The 17,347-nt window shown below is 40.0% G+C and carries 15 protein-coding genes; 8 read left to right on the top strand and 7 right to left on the bottom strand.

Annotated features, from left to right (window positions below):
• The first annotated feature begins 65 nt into the window (after positions 1–65).
• The gene (locus D0C36_RS20980; RefSeq protein ID WP_117393688.1) at positions 66–1,649 is read left to right on the top strand and encodes a DHA2 family efflux MFS transporter permease subunit; all 1,584 of its coding nucleotides are present in this window, start codon (positions 66–68) and stop codon (positions 1,647–1,649) included.
• Positions 1,650–1,680: 31 nt separating this feature from the next.
• On the opposite strand, the gene D0C36_RS20985 is transcribed toward D0C36_RS20980, so the two are convergent.
• The 3 genes from D0C36_RS20985 to D0C36_RS20995 form a co-directional block, all read right to left on the bottom strand.
• Positions 1,681–2,523, bottom strand: coding sequence for an HNH endonuclease (locus D0C36_RS20985; protein WP_117393689.1), 843 nt, complete (start codon positions 2,521–2,523; stop codon positions 1,681–1,683).
• On the bottom strand, positions 2,510–4,423 hold the full coding sequence (locus D0C36_RS20990; protein ID WP_117393690.1) for an AbiJ-related protein: 1,914 nt from the start codon (positions 4,421–4,423) through the stop codon (positions 2,510–2,512). The genes D0C36_RS20985 and D0C36_RS20990 overlap by 14 nt, the downstream gene beginning before the upstream one ends.
• A 183-nt stretch (positions 4,424–4,606) precedes the next feature.
• Positions 4,607–5,083: a GNAT family N-acetyltransferase gene (locus D0C36_RS20995; protein WP_117393691.1), complete on the bottom strand. Its 477-nt coding sequence runs from the start codon at positions 5,081–5,083 to the stop codon at positions 4,607–4,609.
• Between the two features lie 175 nt (positions 5,084–5,258).
• Here D0C36_RS20995 and D0C36_RS21000 point away from each other — a divergent pair, with 175 nt between their 5' ends.
• Positions 5,259–5,774 carry a protease gene (locus tag D0C36_RS21000; RefSeq protein WP_147322078.1) on the top strand — a complete coding sequence of 172 codons (516 nt, stop codon included), beginning with the start codon at positions 5,259–5,261 and terminating at the stop codon, positions 5,772–5,774.
• Positions 5,775–5,902: 128 nt separating this feature from the next.
• Here the strand turns inward: D0C36_RS21000 and D0C36_RS21005 are convergent, their stop codons facing one another.
• Both D0C36_RS21005 and D0C36_RS21010 read right to left on the bottom strand, forming a co-directional pair.
• Positions 5,903–6,691: an alpha/beta fold hydrolase gene (locus D0C36_RS21005; RefSeq protein ID WP_117393693.1), complete on the bottom strand. Its 789-nt coding sequence runs from the start codon at positions 6,689–6,691 to the stop codon at positions 5,903–5,905.
• A gap of 135 nt (positions 6,692–6,826) precedes the next feature.
• The gene (locus tag D0C36_RS21010) at positions 6,827–7,165 is read right to left on the bottom strand and encodes a tyrosine-type recombinase/integrase (protein WP_158557172.1); all 339 of its coding nucleotides are present in this window, start codon (positions 7,163–7,165) and stop codon (positions 6,827–6,829) included.
• 104 nt (positions 7,166–7,269) lie between these two features.
• Here D0C36_RS21010 and D0C36_RS21015 point away from each other — a divergent pair, with 104 nt between their 5' ends.
• From D0C36_RS21015 to D0C36_RS21040, 6 genes are all read left to right on the top strand, one after another.
• Positions 7,270–9,228 carry a DUF4365 domain-containing protein gene (locus D0C36_RS21015; protein WP_117393695.1) on the top strand — a complete coding sequence of 653 codons (1,959 nt, stop codon included), beginning with the start codon at positions 7,270–7,272 and terminating at the stop codon, positions 9,226–9,228.
• Between the two features lie 266 nt (positions 9,229–9,494).
• A complete protein-coding gene (locus D0C36_RS21020) occupies positions 9,495–10,709 on the top strand; it encodes a hypothetical protein (protein WP_117393696.1) in 1,215 nt (404 codons plus the stop codon).
• A 103-nt stretch (positions 10,710–10,812) separates the two neighbouring features.
• Positions 10,813–11,601 carry a hypothetical protein gene (locus D0C36_RS21025; RefSeq protein ID WP_117393697.1) on the top strand — a complete coding sequence of 263 codons (789 nt, stop codon included), beginning with the start codon at positions 10,813–10,815 and terminating at the stop codon, positions 11,599–11,601.
• 98 nt (positions 11,602–11,699) lie between these two features.
• Entirely contained in the window at positions 11,700–12,437 is a 738-nt protein-coding gene (locus D0C36_RS21030) for a Cthe_2314 family HEPN domain-containing protein (RefSeq protein ID WP_158557173.1), read from the top strand.
• On the top strand, positions 12,434–13,753 hold the full coding sequence (locus tag D0C36_RS21035; protein WP_117393699.1) for a hypothetical protein: 1,320 nt from the start codon (positions 12,434–12,436) through the stop codon (positions 13,751–13,753). Before D0C36_RS21030 ends, D0C36_RS21035 begins: the two co-directional genes overlap by 4 nt.
• 133 nt (positions 13,754–13,886) lie before the next feature.
• Complete coding sequence (locus D0C36_RS21040) at positions 13,887–14,783, top strand: bacteriophage abortive infection AbiH family protein (RefSeq protein WP_117393700.1); 897 nt, start codon at positions 13,887–13,889, stop codon at positions 14,781–14,783.
• Positions 14,784–14,904: 121 nt separating this feature from the next.
• Here D0C36_RS21040 and D0C36_RS21045 read toward each other — a convergent pair whose 3' ends face one another.
• Both D0C36_RS21045 and D0C36_RS21050 read right to left on the bottom strand, forming a co-directional pair.
• Positions 14,905–15,945: a PDDEXK nuclease domain-containing protein gene (locus D0C36_RS21045; protein ID WP_117393701.1), complete on the bottom strand. Its 1,041-nt coding sequence runs from the start codon at positions 15,943–15,945 to the stop codon at positions 14,905–14,907.
• A 1-nt stretch (position 15,946) separates the two neighbouring features.
• A complete protein-coding gene (locus tag D0C36_RS21050) occupies positions 15,947–17,182 on the bottom strand; it encodes a tyrosine-type recombinase/integrase (RefSeq protein ID WP_117393702.1) in 1,236 nt (411 codons plus the stop codon).
• Between the last annotated feature and the right edge of the window lie 165 nt (positions 17,183–17,347).

Raw genomic sequence — 17,347 nt, forward strand, 5'->3', positions numbered from 1 at the left:
GGGCGCGTGGTTGAACCTATTTTTGAATTAATGCAACTGCGATTTATCCATATACCTGATCCTGCATGCAACCACAAACTGAATCTTTGATCGAACATGGCCCACGATTGGTGATCATCACCATTACGGCCGTATTTTGTGCACTCCTTGAAATCATTGACACGACGATCGTTAACGTAGCGTTGAACAGTATGCGTGGCAGCCTCGGTGCGACCCTCAGCGAGATCAGTTGGGTGATCACCGCCTATTCACTCGCTAACGTGATCATGATCCCGCTTTCCAGCTGGCTGTCCCAACAATTCGGTAGAAGGAATTATTTCGCAGGCTCTGTCATTCTTTTCACCATTTGTTCTTTTTTATGCGGCAATGCACATTCGGTCACTGAATTAGTGATCTTCCGGTTCCTGCAAGGCATAGGGGGAGGCGCTTTATTGGTTACGTCTCAAACAATCATCACAGAAAGCTGGCCGCCACATAAACGGGCAATGGCGCAGGCGATCTATTTTTTGGGCGTCATCGTTGGTCCGACACTAGGCCCGCCACTGGGAGGGTACATCGTGGACAACATCTCATGGCCCTATATCTTTTACATCAATATCCCGGTTGGCATAATGGCGAGTATCCTGACCATTCAATATGTAAGGAGCCCTTCTTATGGTAAAAAGCAGTCTTTGATGGATGCAGACTGGTTAGGTATCATTTTACTTACTGTTGGCCTGTCTTCTTTACAATACGTGCTTGAAAAAGGACAGGAGGATGATTGGTTCAACAGCGAACTCATCATCGTTTTAAGTGTTGCCGCCTTTTTGGGACTCTATCTTTTTGTGTGGCGGCAGCTGGTCGTAGCGTTCCCCGTGGTAGATCTACGCGTTCTGAAAGATAATAACCTTCGGATAGGGGTGACCCTGTCGTTCGTTCTCGGAGTCGGCACCTTCGGGTCGACGTTCATTATCCCGCTTTTCACGCAGTCTGTTCTTGGTTGGAGTGCACAGCAGGCTGGCGTTTTACAGCTTCCGAGCACCCTGTTTGTCGCGGTCATGATGCCTGTTGTTGCTACCCTCATCCAAAAAGGGGTGCAGCAGAAATGGTTGATCGCTGTAGGTATGTTCCTGTTCTATTGCTTTTGTATGCTGACCTATCACATTATCGTTCCCGATACGAGTGCCGGCGATTTCTTCTGGCCGTTGATGGTTCGCGGTGCAGGTCTTGGCCTTTTGTCCGTACCGATCAGTACGATGTCCCTGTCTACCCTCAAGGGTGCTGAGATCAGCCAGGGCGCAGCTTTCAGCGGCATGATGCGTCAGTTAGGCGGCTCCTTCGGGATCGCCATGATCACAACTTTTCTGGCAAGGAAAACAAGCATTCACCGTGCAGACGTAGCCAGGCATTTAAATGTATTTGATAACAATGTCCAGCAACACATCTCTCAGCTGGCCGCCGGCTTTCACAGGCAAGGACTCGACAGCCTGGCATCGCGAAATTCTGCCTACCAGGTCATTGAAGCTGCCGTCAACAAGCAGGCCACACTATTATCCTACATGGATGTTATGATGCTGGTCGGAGGCATCTTTATCGTTTTTGTGCCTTTGGTACTCTTGTTCATCAGAAGGTCAAAGAACAAGGTGAGCCTTGCTGACGCTGCACATTAAAAATGCCGTGGAAGAATGGGGCGCTTGGTAACTAGCTTATTTTGAGTAGTCTGATAAAGTATGGGCATTCGATCAGTTCCAGTTCAACCACACTTTTCCAATAATTCCGTCCAAAGTCCAACCGGTTGGCTTCTGCGGTTTCCCGTATTTCTTCTTTTATCACAGCATATGGGAGATTTTTCAGCCGCGAGCAGATCGTATTTCGAAGTTCAGAAATCAGGGGGATCGATTTTTCCCTCATCCGCTTAAGCAACTTCAATGATTTGAAATGTGATTCAATAAGTGAAAATACATCGTCGTCTATTCTGCCGGAATTTTCCAGATAAAATTCAAATTCCAGTTCTGAATATTCGTCCAGTTTCACTTCGACGAAAAGGTATTGATCGTCAGGCAACTGGTCAGTATACAGGTTGAGCGTCGTCCTTTTTTCGTTATTTCTCCATACAAACGATTTATGTTGGTTACATTTTGAACAGCTGGGGAACAGGTTCAATGGATTTACAGCATATTCAGGAAACTCATCTTTAGGTACATAATGATCCATCGATTCATTGCTTGTTAAAGTACAATACTGGCAGGTGGTCCTTAGTTGCTGCGGTTGCAGGCGCTCTATTTCATTTCTCAGGCGGGAGATCGCGCTGGAATTATAATTATACAATGATATAAGATCTCTCTTGTGTAAGATGAATGTTGGTCCCGGTACTAAAGACGCCAGGCCATTATCCCGGAAATGTGTCGCATAAATGTCAAAGGCCGCCTTGATCACACCGGATACCGGGGATAAGCGGAGTCGTAAGTCATCGGAATCTTTTGCAGATAGAACGGAATCGTAAAATTCGAAATCGTTAGCGTTATAGGGTTTAAGATTCTTCATCGCGATCACTGATCATGGCTTTTATCGTCAGCCGTGTGTTTAGGTTAGGTGTCAGGTTTTTTGACGTCAATAGTTCCAGGACCTCGTCGTAGTTAAGGTTTTGATTCACCAATTGGTTGATCTGTGTGAGGTGATGCTTATCTATGTTCCGGTTCCCAAAAATGTCCTCAGTGATCACGGTCAGGTTTTCCCCGAAAGATTCACGTGCCATCTGCCTGACATAGGCCATATTCTGATCGCGCTCCAGGATGATCACATTCCGGGCTTGTATCTCCTGGATGACAAGCGGAGAATGGGTTGCAATGATGCAGTAAGATTCAAACTTCTCAACCAACTCAAAGATCGTATTCATCAAAAGCGTGATCGCATTGGGATGCAAATGCGTTTCCGGCTCGTCATACAAGATCAGGGAATTTAACCGTATCTGGGAAAGGATCTCGGATATGATCAATACCAGTATGTTCTGTCCGGAACTTAACTTTTGATAGAATTCCTCAAAGTTCTGCGGTTGAAAAAGGGTTAATGTCCTTTGTCCTGTAAAGATCTCGGCAAGCAGGTCGTTAGGTATAAAATTTGCCAGGATTTTACGCCATTCCTGTACTAGCTTTTTATAAGTAATTTTATCTGCAAGGGTCAGGATCCGTTCCATGATCTCGTGCTCGGATAGAAAACCGCCCCCCTGTTTTTTCAGGCCGCAATAAACATAATTGAAAGCGGCATCTCCCGCAGGTATCTCAAAATGGTCGAATATGCTGTAGGACACCGTGAAAATTTTACCGTATAACGGTCTCCCGGGAAACAGCTTTTCCGTGTCGGTTTTAGATAACTCGTTAGCAAGCGTGCTCAATATCTGTGTTTTGCCCGTTCCGTTCTTTCCGATCATGGCGAAAACGCGATGGTCAACAGGACCTCCCGTCTCAAAATCAAATTCAAGTGCTATCGGTTCTTCCGCATACGGCAATTGATGCTGGAATCTGAATTTATACCATTCTCCGATATCGTTTCCGTTCAATTTGAACCGGATCTCTCTCAGTAGCTGCTCAGGCTCGTTGAATCTTATTAAAGATTCCTTGAATATTCCATCTTCCTCAAACGCTTCATGGATCTTTGGAAATAGCGCCGCATCCCGCAACGCAAGCAGAATGCTCCGGTATTTCTCCGGGAATAGACGGCTGATGTTCGCGTAATATTCATTTGCTTGTCCAAGGGAGCAGAACTCATCCGATAACGTTAGAAAATGATCCGACAGCACATCCGCTGTTTTTTTAGCCCCGCGCTTCATGAGCTTAAGTTCACCGATCTTTACCGAATTGAAATTATTTTCCCGGTAGCTTAGTTCGTAGGAGGTTTTATTGTGATAATCATCCCAGTTATCGTAAGTCAGATAGAAATGCGGGAAAGTTTTTTCCTTTTTGGAATCCGTATGAAAAAATGGAATTTCATTGGGCGGAACGTCTGATGGACGATCGTTTATCTCTGATTTACTTTGCAGGTTATAAACCGGCAGGCCGTTCTCGAAGTTGATCAGTGCAAATTTTGACGTTGAAACGGAAAGTATCGAGTTGATCATTGAAACGTACAGCGCGATCTGGCCTTTTTCTCCCCTCACAGCTGGACTTACGATAGTCTCGATGAATTTTTTGAATTTTTCGTCGTCGTCAAGGATACTTAACCTTTTGACAAAAAGATATTCATATGACCAGTCATCATTGCTGATAAGATGTTTTATGGCGTCTTCTTCCGCGTTGTCGTACCGGTCATCAAATGATGGCATTTCCTGCAAAGGCCAGATCAGATTAAGAAATCCAATGATGTCATCACTGAATTTACCGAGGAACTGATCTTGACCCAAAACAGCATCGAGAATTATAGGTTTTAAGGATTCAGGAAGCGTTATCATATTTTAGATTGTGTTCCTCATAACAAATGCAAGTTCATAGGTTTGGAGGACGTTGTATGTAACGCTGTAATTACTGATCATGTGGTTGGTCATAAGGTGCGGTGTTTCGCTATGCCAAATATAAAGAATATCTGAAAGGGTAGAATAGGAGGATGGCCAACGTCCGAAATGTTTCCGGTGTGATCATGGGGTCTCGTGCGATAGGGACAGGGAATATCTTATTTTATCTGTTTTACCTGTGGCCCCGATGCGTTCATAGAATTTAATGGCTTTTGCATTTGAATCCAGGGTCAACCATTTTATCGTCGTGCAATCATTGGACCTACCAATTTGCTGGAGGAGCTCCATCAGCGCATTGCCGATTCCCAAGCTTCGGTAGTTTTCCTCTACATAGATACAATCAAGCATCAGCGAGGGGGCGGCCTCCCAGGTCGAAAAAGTAAAATAATAACTTGCAAAACCAATCACGATATGATCACACTCAGCAATCAGGCAAAACAAGGAGGGCGGGTTTTTAAAAATTGCATTGCCCAGTTTCTCTTTTTTTTCTTCGGCCCTGAATTCGGCATGCTCGGCCCGGGCATGCATGCCGATCAGGTCAAGGATCTTGTCAAAGTCTTTTCTGACGGCGTTTCTCAAATGGATATTTAATTTATTCATTGCCTGGAATAGGAAGATGTGGATTTTGGATACAAGGTAAATCTTTCGTTAGCTTTTTACGAGGGTTTTTATCACCATGCTGATTACCGGCATGTTATCTGGTTACATCGGATACATCAGTTTCTGCTAAACTTTCATCTCAGTTCTGTGTCTATAGTATATACGATTCTACACGATGAGACAATATTTTTCTATTTCGCTGATCCTCCTGACAATTTTTGTTTCCGCCTGCGGCTCTCATAAAGTAAACCGACCAAACAGCAAGGCGACAGACTCAACTGCTTCCGTTAATGCAGCCGTCGATACAGGTTTATACGCTTATATGCAAGTTCCGGGGAAGATAAAAGTGGGGGACACCATACCGTTGAAATTCACGGTGCTGAACCGTACCGCAATGACCCGGAAATTTCTTAAATGGCAAACACCGTTTGAACCATTGCTGAGTAAATACCTGGATATACAAAACGAACTTGGTGAAGAGGTGCAATATAAGGGGCCGATGGCCAAGCGAGTGATGCCGCCTCCGGCTGATGCCTATATTTCTTTGAAGCCGAACGATTCACTAGTTGTGAAGGTAAATGTTTTGAAAGGCTATGATATCCATGAGCCAGGCAAGTATAAAATCTCCTATACAAGTGAAAACGTAAGCGGTTTAAAAGTTTTGGATTCTGTAAATTTTGAATATCGGTAGATCTTTAGCCTAAGATAAACGCCTTTTTTAGAGTAATTATGTATAGATCGATCAGTCCCGGAACTATCTTCCGGGGCTTTTTGTTATACACAATATCTTCTGGTTCTCTGTAATAGTGAGCGTTCCGTTTAGGAAAAACAATAGGTAGCAAATTCGCGAATCAGTCCGGCCAGTGCTTCGGGTTGGTCTAATTCTATGCAATGTCCTGCGTTATCGATCTTGAAGATATTGTTTCTCCATAGTTTCAGATCAGTTTTCTTAAGATAGTCGGATTGCACCAAGGCTTCCTGTGCTCCGTAAACTACCGCGACCGGAATGTTGGCGGACATTAGATTCTTTATACGGTCGAATTCGGGAGGTTTAACTGATGACTTCGAAAGACAAGCACGTACTTCAGAATCAGTTTGTTTGAATACTTCTTTATAATGTTGTTTGATCTCCGGACCCGCGCAAAAGATCAGCCGATCTATGAATTGGTCAATCTCTTCATCAGAGGGTACTGCCTTAAATCCGGAAACTCCGGTGGGATTTGGCTGCATCATATCTTTTACTGATATGTTTTTTGTTGAAAGCATAGCCGCTGAAAGAAATACTCCACTGCAAGCTTTTGGGAACGGATCAAGTGCGCTGATAATGCTTGTGCCTAAAGATGTACCTACCAGAATGTATTTTCTGTCCCGGTATACTTCTAAAAAATTACTGATCGTACTGGCAAAACCTGATATCGTGTAGTCTATTTGTGGCCGCTTACTTTTAAAAGATAAGCCGTGCCCTGGAAGATCTATTGTTATTTTAGTATAATTACTTAGCGCATCCTGGTAAATCACCTTGTCCCAAGTATGGAGTGATTGCGAGTTGCCATGTATAAAAACAATAGTATGTTCCCCGTCGCCCGTGATTTCTCTATTTAACAGCATGATATTTTGATATTAGCTGCATATAAAATTATGAATCTTAGAAGTCAAGGTAAATCCCCAAATGTGGGGGTACGCATATGTGGTGTAAGATTTAAGGACTTTCAGTACGTTCTAACAATTTGTTAATTTATCATATTAACCCAACGCTTCTTCAATACTACTCGCTATTTCAAAATCATCATATTCCTCCAGATAAATTCTCGTCGTTTCTTCGGTCCCGTGTCCCATGGCTTCCTGAATTATAGCGATATCAACTTTCTTATGTTTATGGTTTGTCGCAAATGAATGACGGGCTACATAGCCAGTGATATGGCGGCTGATATCCTGAGCGTCTTTGATGATACTTACGTCTTCGTTAAGATCTTTCAAGGCACTGTCAATTCTTGCGTCAAATTTTGCGGCAGAATTATGCTCTTTCTTCAAATATGAGAATAAATAGCCTGCATCACTCTGTAATGGGTAGGATCTGAACATATCTGCGATAGCGTGCGCTTTAGAGCATCTTAAAGTCATATAGCCTTCCGTTTTTTGTACGCAGGTATTTTAAAGGTTTCCGTTAAATATTAATAATTTAGGCCATGGACCAACCTAAACGCCCTCAAAGCCATATCATTTCAACCCGATCAGCTAAATACCTGGAAAATAATATTCCTGATGAATGGCATTTTAATGTTCCGGCCAATGATTATGGAATTGATTACCAGGTTGAAATTTCAAAAAACGGACAAGTCACTGGATTGAATTTCTCCTTACAGTTAAAGAGCACCGAGGAAACAGGCAAAGGTAATTTTGCAAAAGTGACCTTAAAACACACCACGCTAAATTATTACCAGGTCAGGTTAGAACCTATAATGCTGATAATCTATGACGCTGAACATAATGAAGCCTACTGGTCATGGCTATCTGACCACCGCATAGACCTGACCTCTGATAAAAAAAACTATTCCTTAAGGATCTCAAAGGAAAATAAACTAAGCGAAATAGACTGGAATGGAATAGCGAGCCACGTCCAAAAGCTTTTTAACGCAAAGTCATTTATAAGCGATTTTGATATCCTACAAATTGAAAATAACCTGGAATTAGGGGCATGGAAAGTTTATTATCAGGAAGATTACGAACAGGCGGTTTATCTATTCAGAAGACTGATCCGTGAAGGCAGCGTATCTTACAATATTCATCAGGCGTTGGCCTGGAGCTTATACCAGACCTATCAATACAATGATGCACTTTCAACGATTAATCTGGTTATAGAATCTTCTGAAACGCCAAATAGTCTAAAGATCAAAGCTTGCATCTTGACTGAATTTGGCTTTGCTACCCAGGACAAAGGCAAACTGATTCAGGCCCGGAATATTTTTAAGGAATTCCTCACAGGTGAAGATAGTGCAGTAATGCTTTACAATTATGCTAACGCGTTAAATTCACTTGGTGAGTTCAGGGAAGCTATCGTACAATACAGGCTAAGTATTAAAAAAGATCCTAATGAGGCGCGTTGTTGGAAAAATTTGGGTACAACGTATTACAACCTGGGTGAACATGATAAAGAAATGGCTTGTTATGATAAGGCTCTCGCTTTAAACCCGGAACTTCCTCAGGCGCTTTTCAGTAAAGGCATAACGCTTGCTCAACATTTTGCAAAACATGATGAGGCACTGGTTCTTTTCCACAAGGTTTTGAGTGAAAAGAATAATTTGGCACAGGAATATGTGAACGGACTTTTTTGGGTTGCATATTGTTATGAGCAGATTGGTGATATTGACAAGGCATTATTCTGGGTTGATAAAGGGCTGTCTTTTAATGGTTCAAGTATTTATTTTCTTAACTTCAAATCTAATCTCCTGGGCAGGGAGTGGCGGAACACTGCTAAGCTTAAAGAGATTGCCATTTCATTTTTCAAATACCGTGTAGAACTTGACAATGACCCTAAGAGCTGGCACCAGTTGGCAATCATTCATAACTGGGATCTGTCACAAATCCTTAGCAACGTTTCGGCTAAATTTGGTCTTTATAAAGATCTAAATTACAATGTCTTGGCGCAGTTGGGATTTACTAAGGAAGATTTGCAAAATACATTATCCTTTATGGAATATTATAAGCCATTTCGGGATAAGTATCCCACTTCCAGGTACATTAGTAATATTATATCACCTTATTTTTCGATTACTGCAGAGTTTTTTAATTTGTTGGAATTAGCATTTGCGGTTGCTTTTAATCAGGCTTTAATTTCTTATCGCACGGATAATAATGAAATAAACATTGTCAATAGCCTTACCGGAACGATGCTACGGTTTATGCCTGTTTTGATCAAGTACTATTTACCTGAAGAAAAGATAACTGATGCAGATACCAACGAGGTTATTCTGAGTTGCTTCCCGGGATATACGGATATGATTTATAGAGAAATTGGGGTGCAAAGCGGTCACATTACTGTAAACCTGAACTTAAGGAAGATCGATCCAGTTGAATATATTTCGGAGGAATATCAGGATCAATTGGGAGAAGCGATTTACAATAATTTTATAAAATATTTGAATTGATAAAGCAACAGAAATTCAGATTATGAAAAGCCGTTATCAAGCGGCTTTTTCTATTCTCTATATATTGGCGAGTCGAACATATTCCCTTTGCTCATCGTCATTTTTAGGTATTCAATTAATGAGGTTGATTTCCTAAACTTCCTTAAACATTACAATAATTTTAGCATTTAAGGATACTAAAATAAATTCCTGCTTTAATTCAAATCCCATTCTCTGCCGATAATTTGACTACCTAATTATTAGATTTAATGTACTAAATTTATATTATGAAGAAGCCTAAGCCTCTAAGTATCTCCCCTGTTACCCGTGAGAAGGAGCTCTATAAAGCCTTTTTAGAGCGCTTCAAATTAGCTTGCGAACGCATGGCCGGTAAAGGATTCTTTGAGCAATTACCGCCCGAACATTTTCCGCATTTATTCGAACAGCGGATACCGCCTTTAAAGCTCGAATTTGTATCAGGCGAATTTACGACAAAGCAGGAGACCGAAATGCACACTTTTTTCCGGTTGAAAATGGCCGGGCTGTCCTACAAAACGTTAACTGGAGAGTTTGTACAAGCATCTGACTATTTCCGTGAGGGTATATTACTGATTTCATATCTAAAAACATTATTTAAAATACGGCCAGATCTGCAGGTACTTCCTGTTATAATTGGTGGATATCAATTGGGCTCAGAATGGTCTGTTAATGCAACCAACGCGATTCTGCATTTTATGAATACCTTGTGCATTGTATTAAGCGATCAACTGAGCAGGGGCATTACTATCGATTATTCCACCACAACCTTGCTGGGTGCAAATGTTGCTGATAACAAAATCAAAGTGCGCTACGAACGTGTCCTGCCAAAAAGGGTGAAACTAGACGGGCATTTTCGTGATGTATTTCCCTTACAATGGACGGGCATTAAAGGAAAGCTTGAACCTGTAATGATACGACCAAATAATATCGGATATCCAGCCGAATGTAACCAACCCGCCCTTGTTTGTATGCAGCAACATGCGTTAACCCGTCTGACAGAACGGTTGTCGTTAGCTCCCGGTATGCTGCTATATATGCTTGATGTTTATTTTCGCAACCGACCCACCGGCATTTATTTTAACGACGCTCATCTCCTTGTGTTTAATGCCGGTGGCAAAAAACTCGGTTACCTGGTCACAGACCTTTTGAATGACATGCTGGTCATCCGCACCTTTCTTTTTCTGACCAACGACGGAACGCCTGAAGGTCGCAAAATAGCTGAACTCACACGGTTGCAACGACCGGATAAAAAACATCTCAGCATTGATACCTTGGAAGGTATAAACAGCTTAAGGTTATCTGAGGATGTCCAGTTGTCTGCTCTTTTCACAGAAGCAGGTTGTGAAGACTTGTTAGACCTCACTGTTTTTGAGAATTTTGCTGAACTGCATGCCACAGGCATAAATTCGGAAACCATGCTTCGCTATTTGCACAATAGTCCGTTCATGCGCCGTCGTTCCTGATTGTATTAATAATGGAATTGTGATAATATTTTTAATATCCTGAAAGTGCGCAAATACACTGCGCAGACAAGCCGGAGTTTTGTAAGAAATAAAAAATATAACTATGCATGTAAACAGTAAGGAATACCAGGAACATTCAATATTTGAGCAGCTTGAAAAATATTCCAGCTTTTACGACTCATTTTCTATCTCAATCATGAGTTTCATGACGTTGGGGACAAAAGCTGTATTGAATATTGATACAAGGGTTTATGCGTCCATGGCCGGCTCTTTAGATTCAATCAGACTTCTTCTTCAACTCGGTCGTATCAATGACGCCTTTGCCTTACAGCGGAAATTCTACGATTCATTATTGATGAATGTGTACGTGAACCTTTATCTCGATGACCATCACAGCTTAAAAAATTTCATTGTTGAGAAAATACAAAACTGGTTACAGGGAACCGAGCAGTTACCTGACAGCAGAACAATGATAAATTATATTAAGAACTCGCCCCGGACATCAGAATTATATTTGATGCTGCATAAGGATAAACGGTACATTCATATTCGCGACCGGGCTAATGACAATACCCATTATAATTTCTTCCGTAACGTCATGCTGAATGATAATAAAGTTTATAATGAAAAAAGAATAGAATATTTAAACGCTATGCAATCTGATATTAACCAGCTTGTACTGATGCATCTTTCATACATTTTCTTATTGAACCCGCATTATATGGTTTCGTCCGAACAAATGGATTGTTTTGATTTAGGCCTGGAACCACCTGAAAATGCCCAATATTTGGTTGCAAATTTTATCCAGCAAATATTTGATGAACTGGTTAAAAAATACAGGCCTGATATTGCTGAATATATTAAAAAAAATAGTTGCATGTTATTAGATTGATCACAAGGATAACTGCGAATTTCAAACTGCTGCATATGGAAATCTCTATAAAATTCGCCAAGAATAATTTTTTAATGAACCGATTTTCAATTGACCTGATGAAAAACGTTAGCGGGGCTTTAAAGAATCTGGAAAATGCAAAGGGGTTTAAAATCGGAGAAAAAAACAATCACCATTTGCTAAGTGAAGTAGATAAATACTACTCACGCGTTTTTAAAATCCAAAGTTCGCTTACAAAAACTGCCGAGCAGTTGAGTCAAATACGTATTTTTTTAAATCGGTATCCATTTAAAAAGTATTATTTTAAGAAGGGTATTTCACAGTTAGAATATATACAGTACCATACGGAGGTGCTTTTTCATAAAGTTCATACAGTACTCGAAATCATGAAACTTCTGATCAATGAGGTATATCAATTGGGTATCGCTCCGAAAGATTGTTCATGGGTCACATTGGTCAAAAAAATCCCCCTGAAGTCGGGGCCGATGAAAAACCTGGACCATTATTTCAAAACATTTGAAGATTTGATCGATCGCAGGCATAGTAACACGCATAGGGGCTATTATAAAGATCAGGAGAAAGATGATATCGATATGAAATATGGATTAGCATTTTACAAACTTGAAATGGAAGGGCATCGGATAGATGAAGAATTGAAAGATAACATGCCAATGCCCTTAATTAATTATATGCTGCGCGAGCATAAAAAGAAACGCGTCGAATTGATCGATACCTGCATAACGGAAAACGAAAAGTTGCTTACAGCTTTTCTAGAGAGCCTGTTTGATGAATATCAAAAACAAATTCTCCATTTATCAATCGTAGAGACGCAATGAAAATAAACCAAGCAGAACTCTATACCACTGCAGGTGGGTATTTGCCCTCTTTTTTTAAGATGAGTGTCGAAACAGGAGAATCATTTCTGGATATTCAAAAGTTAACTGAAGAAACAGCGAGTGTTTATTTTCATGAGTATATGCACTATATTCAAGATGTTAGCACCTTTCATGGTTTGAGCAATATGATAAGAATGGGTGAATACCTCCATTATTGCAAGAAAATCATTAAAGATGGCGATACAGTTTTTGAGGTTCCAATTGTTGTGGAAAGTTTAGATCCAGGTGTTAAGGTATCTGCGCAAATCGGAAATATTCTAAATGGGTCAAGTCATAATATAGTGGGTCCAGTCGAAATTGAGAAAATTGATTTTCACCAAACCGGTGTAGTATCCAGCGAGGGTGCGGACATTCCTGAAATAATAATCACTTATAACAATGGCAAACTATACCGCTTTGGAGCCTGGGCCGTTAATGAAAGCATGGCGTACATCGGTGAAAAGAAATTTTTCCCCGCAAGTCCGCTCGCACCAACGTTGCCCTATCATGCCGCCGAACTGATCACCAGAAAATTATTTCCAGAGTTTGCATTAGATAAGCTTAATATTTTTGCACTCTGTGATATTGCATTAATGAGTGCGGAACCAGGTCCGACCTACTATAAACATCTTATAAAACTTAGAGACAGTAATTTTGAGTGCAAAGATCCGAAAGAGATTTATAAGTTTTTTGAATCTGCGATTTTTGAATACCAAGACTGGAACCTTAACTGCATACAAATGCTGAGTACTCTTGGACAGATCGCGAGGATATATTTAAAGGGTTATTTTCCATTAGAAGATTACATAGCAAACGTTAATTGGATGGATCACATTATCGATCACGCCGTTGGTTTGCGTAACCGAAATATATCTTTCCCTTTGGATATTTTACTTCATGGTTCTTTTTACAATAATCCAGAACTTGATCTTACTATGAAAAATATTGGGGGGCCGCTGCAACTTAATAGCAACGGGCAGGCTTCTTTTATTATTATCGAGAAACTTGCGGACAAAATGATCCAACCGGATTTAAACTGGGTGATTTCAGATATATTAAAACAAATTATGGGCTCATCAAATCCATGTGGAATGAAAGCTTTTTGTAAAGCATCCGCAAGCAAGCAAAACATTCCGGATTTCACCAATCCATTATGTGATATCAGTCCGTGGTTTAGGGCTTACAACGATCTGGATTGTTCAATGACCAGAGTTTTAAAAATGTGGGAATTAGATAAAAAGATCCCCGTAAATGTTAATCAATCCTTTTTTTTTTGAGACTTATGCAGCCTATGAAAAACTGCATAAAGAGATTATGTCCCGACTTTCGGAGATGAATTTTTTTTAAAATTTGTCGCATAAAATCTGATTATCATTGTAATTTTTAATATTTCTACATGAGTATGAATAAATGAAAAAGCTATACATCATTGGAAATGGATTTGATTTATATCACAGCTTGCCATCCCGGTATGCGGACTTTCATCAACATATCGCCGTACATGAGCCTGATCTGTTACAAGAACTTGACAGTTACTTTAACTTCCGGGTAGATAAAAATTATTTGTGGAGTAATTTTGAGCAGGATCTTTGCCATTTTAATCATAAAAGGTTTATGGCAGCTTATAACCATATTGACATCATGTCTGATTCCTTTAAGCCAAGTGAATTTTACAGCTTATTTGATGAAGTTACTGCAGAGAGTGAAAGGCTGGCAGAGCAGATCAGGGGTGCTTTTAGAGAATGGGTAGAGGCCTTTGAATTGGATGAAATCGATCACACTCGCTATACGCCTTTGCTTTTGGATCAGGATGCGGCTTACATCAATTTTAATTACACGGATACCCTGGAAGAAATCTATCAAATCCCTAAAAACAGGATTTTGTATATTCATCATAATGCCAATGCCTATGATGGTGAACTGATCTTTGGACATGGTAAAAAAAGAGACCAAAAAGAAATTCCTACCATTGATGAAGGCGGAGAACCAACACGAACTCCCTATACTGATTCAGAAAATACATCCAGGTCTTTATTCTATGTTTTTCAGAAAAACACGAAAGAAGTTCTTAAAGAGCACCGGAAATGGTTTGGGACGTTGAAAAAGGTCGAAGAAGTGATCATCCTGGGCCATTCAATTGGTCGGGTTGATTGGCCGTATTTTAAGGAAATTTCCAAACAAGCCCCGCTGGCTGAATGGATAGTGAGTTATTACGGCGAAAAGGAATTAGCAAAACTGAAAAAATACGCGGCCAGGTTTTGTCGCCATCAAAATATTCAAATGATAACTTTTAATGATATCATTTAAATTCGCAACTTGAATAAGCTTTAATTCTGCTATTATTTTACTCTCATATGTGCTACCGATACATTAATACCTTCTACATCATGATGGTAAAGTCTTGCACCGATCCAAATTAACCAACGTCTTATTTAAGATTCTTTTCAATATCTGCAATTGAGGGCAAGCTATTTTTAAGGTTGTTTGGAATTGCCTTTGTTAAAAGGTATTCTGAGACGCCTATTGGTTTTTCTAATCCTTTTAGCGCATATTCCGCCACAACCTTATTTTTTTCTTTACAGATCAATATTCCTATAGTAGGCTGATCATGTTGATGTTTGAGTGTTCCGTCTACAGCATTTAGATAAAAGTTTAGTTTGCCTGCATATTCCGGAATAAATTTTCCGGCCTTTAATTCTATGACTACGAAGCAGCGAAGTCTTAAATGGTAAAACAATAAATCTATATAAAATTCTTCTCCACCGATTTCAAGTTGGTATTGTCTGCCGACATAACTGAAACCGTTGCCCAATTCTAATAGGAACTTTGTCATGTGGCCAACCAGGCCATCTTCCAATTCCTTTTCAAAATGATTATCTGTTAAACTTAAAAAGTCAAACTTGTAGGGGTCTTTAAATATTTCTCGGGCAAGATCACTTTGTTGAGGAGGAAGGGTTGATGAAAAATTAGTTACTGCCTTTCCTTTTCTTAAATAAAGATCGCTGTCAATTTGATTGACCAGCATATTTCTACTCCAGCCATTTTGCACCGTTTGATCAATGTAGAATAGCCTTTCATCAATATTTTTTACTTTGTCTAATAATGTGATGTGATGATACCAAGGCAATTTTGCAAGCGGCACTTGCAAAATTGCAGGCGAAGATTCATTTCTTGCAAGTGGCGCTTGCAAAAATGAGGGATAAGCCTCAGCAAAAGTTTGCATGTATTTTAAATTCCTTGGTGATATTCCTTTAATGTCTGGAAATTCATTTTTTAAATCAGCCGATATTCTCTCAATGATTTTTGTGCCCCAACCTTCAGCGTTTCTTTGTTGCAAAATGCTCTTTCCTATTTTCCAGTAAAGTTCAAGCAATTGTTCATTCACGGTAAAAGCAGCCCTGATTCTTGACTCGGCAATTTCCTTTTTTAAGTTATTTAAAAAGGATACATAGTTTTTTTCGTTTTCCATATTAATCCAGTGCCTCCTCAATACTGCTGGCCACTAATTCATCATCGTAGTCTTCCAAATAGATTCTGGTAACTTCTTCCGTTTCATGACCCATAGCTTCCTGGATCAGACTAACATCAACCTTTTTATGCTTTAAATTTGTGGCAAAGGAGTGTCGTGCTACATAGGATGTGACTACACGGTCAATGCCTTTTGCATCTTTGATCTTTTTAAGATCTTCGTTCAGGTCCTTCAATCCGCTGTCGATCCGGGCATCGATCTTGGCTGCCGTATCATGTTCAGCTTTCAGGATAGGGAATACATATCCGCCATCACTCTGAATAGGATAATTTCTAAAAACGTCAACAATTGCCTTCGCTTTGGAATGAAGTTTAAAATCATATAAGCGGCCGTTTTTGCTTCGCTTATATCGGACAATGTCTCCGTTAAAATTCGCTTCTTTAAGCTTAACGATGTCATTATAATTGATCCCCCTGCAGTAGTAACTAAACAAAAACATTTGCTGGCTACGATAGATTCTGCTACCATAATCAGCATCATAGCCCTCAATCAGCTTCATATCACCGGCTGATATAGCACGTTTACTCGTTTTATATTTCTTATATGGTTTAAACTTGATGAACTTCTTAGGATGATGATCCTTTGGACACATGCCCTCTTTGATCGCAAGATTCCAGATCCGGTAGAATGTACGCAAATATGCACTCATTGTGGTTTCTTTCAAATCCTGCTTGATAAGATACAATTCCAGCGCTTCGAAATCAGGTTTAGTGAAATTTACGAAAGCCTTGTCCTTTTCGCCAAAGACATGCTTCAGTACGTATTCCTTGATATTGTGAAACGTGTCAGCATAACCGATCTTATCGGCAGCCATGAGTTCTGCAACTATATTATCTGTGAATGCATACAACTTTGCTGGTATTACAGGCTTGTCCGATTTTTTTAGTTTATCAATAAGGTCAGCAAGGGAAATAAATTCATGCCCATTCTTTTTCATTAATTTGAGCTCAAAATCAATGTCGTCCAGTTTGTCCTCAATGGCCCTGCTAATAATTCTAAATTTAGGGTGAGTCGAACTAGGTTCGTTTGCTTCGAAATCCCAATGTTCAGGCTTCGACTTATGTCCGGTGGAAAGGTATTTTTGTTCCTTGTAAAATGTAAGCCTGATCCGAATTTCCCTTTCACCATTCGCATCCGCTCTATCCGCTCTTAGCGTTACTTTCTTTAAAACTTCCATATTCAACCTCGTATATTATAGTATCCCCAATAGCGATATGGGTATACTATGGGAATACTAAAATCGGAAAAATGGACGAATTTATGAAATAAAATGAAAAATAAATTTTTGTAAGTAATTGATAGTTAAATAGTTTGTGATTATTTGAACAACATTGAATGGGGC

This window comes from Mucilaginibacter conchicola, from assembly GCF_003432115.1.
Taxonomy (GTDB): domain Bacteria; phylum Bacteroidota; class Bacteroidia; order Sphingobacteriales; family Sphingobacteriaceae; genus Mucilaginibacter; species Mucilaginibacter conchicola.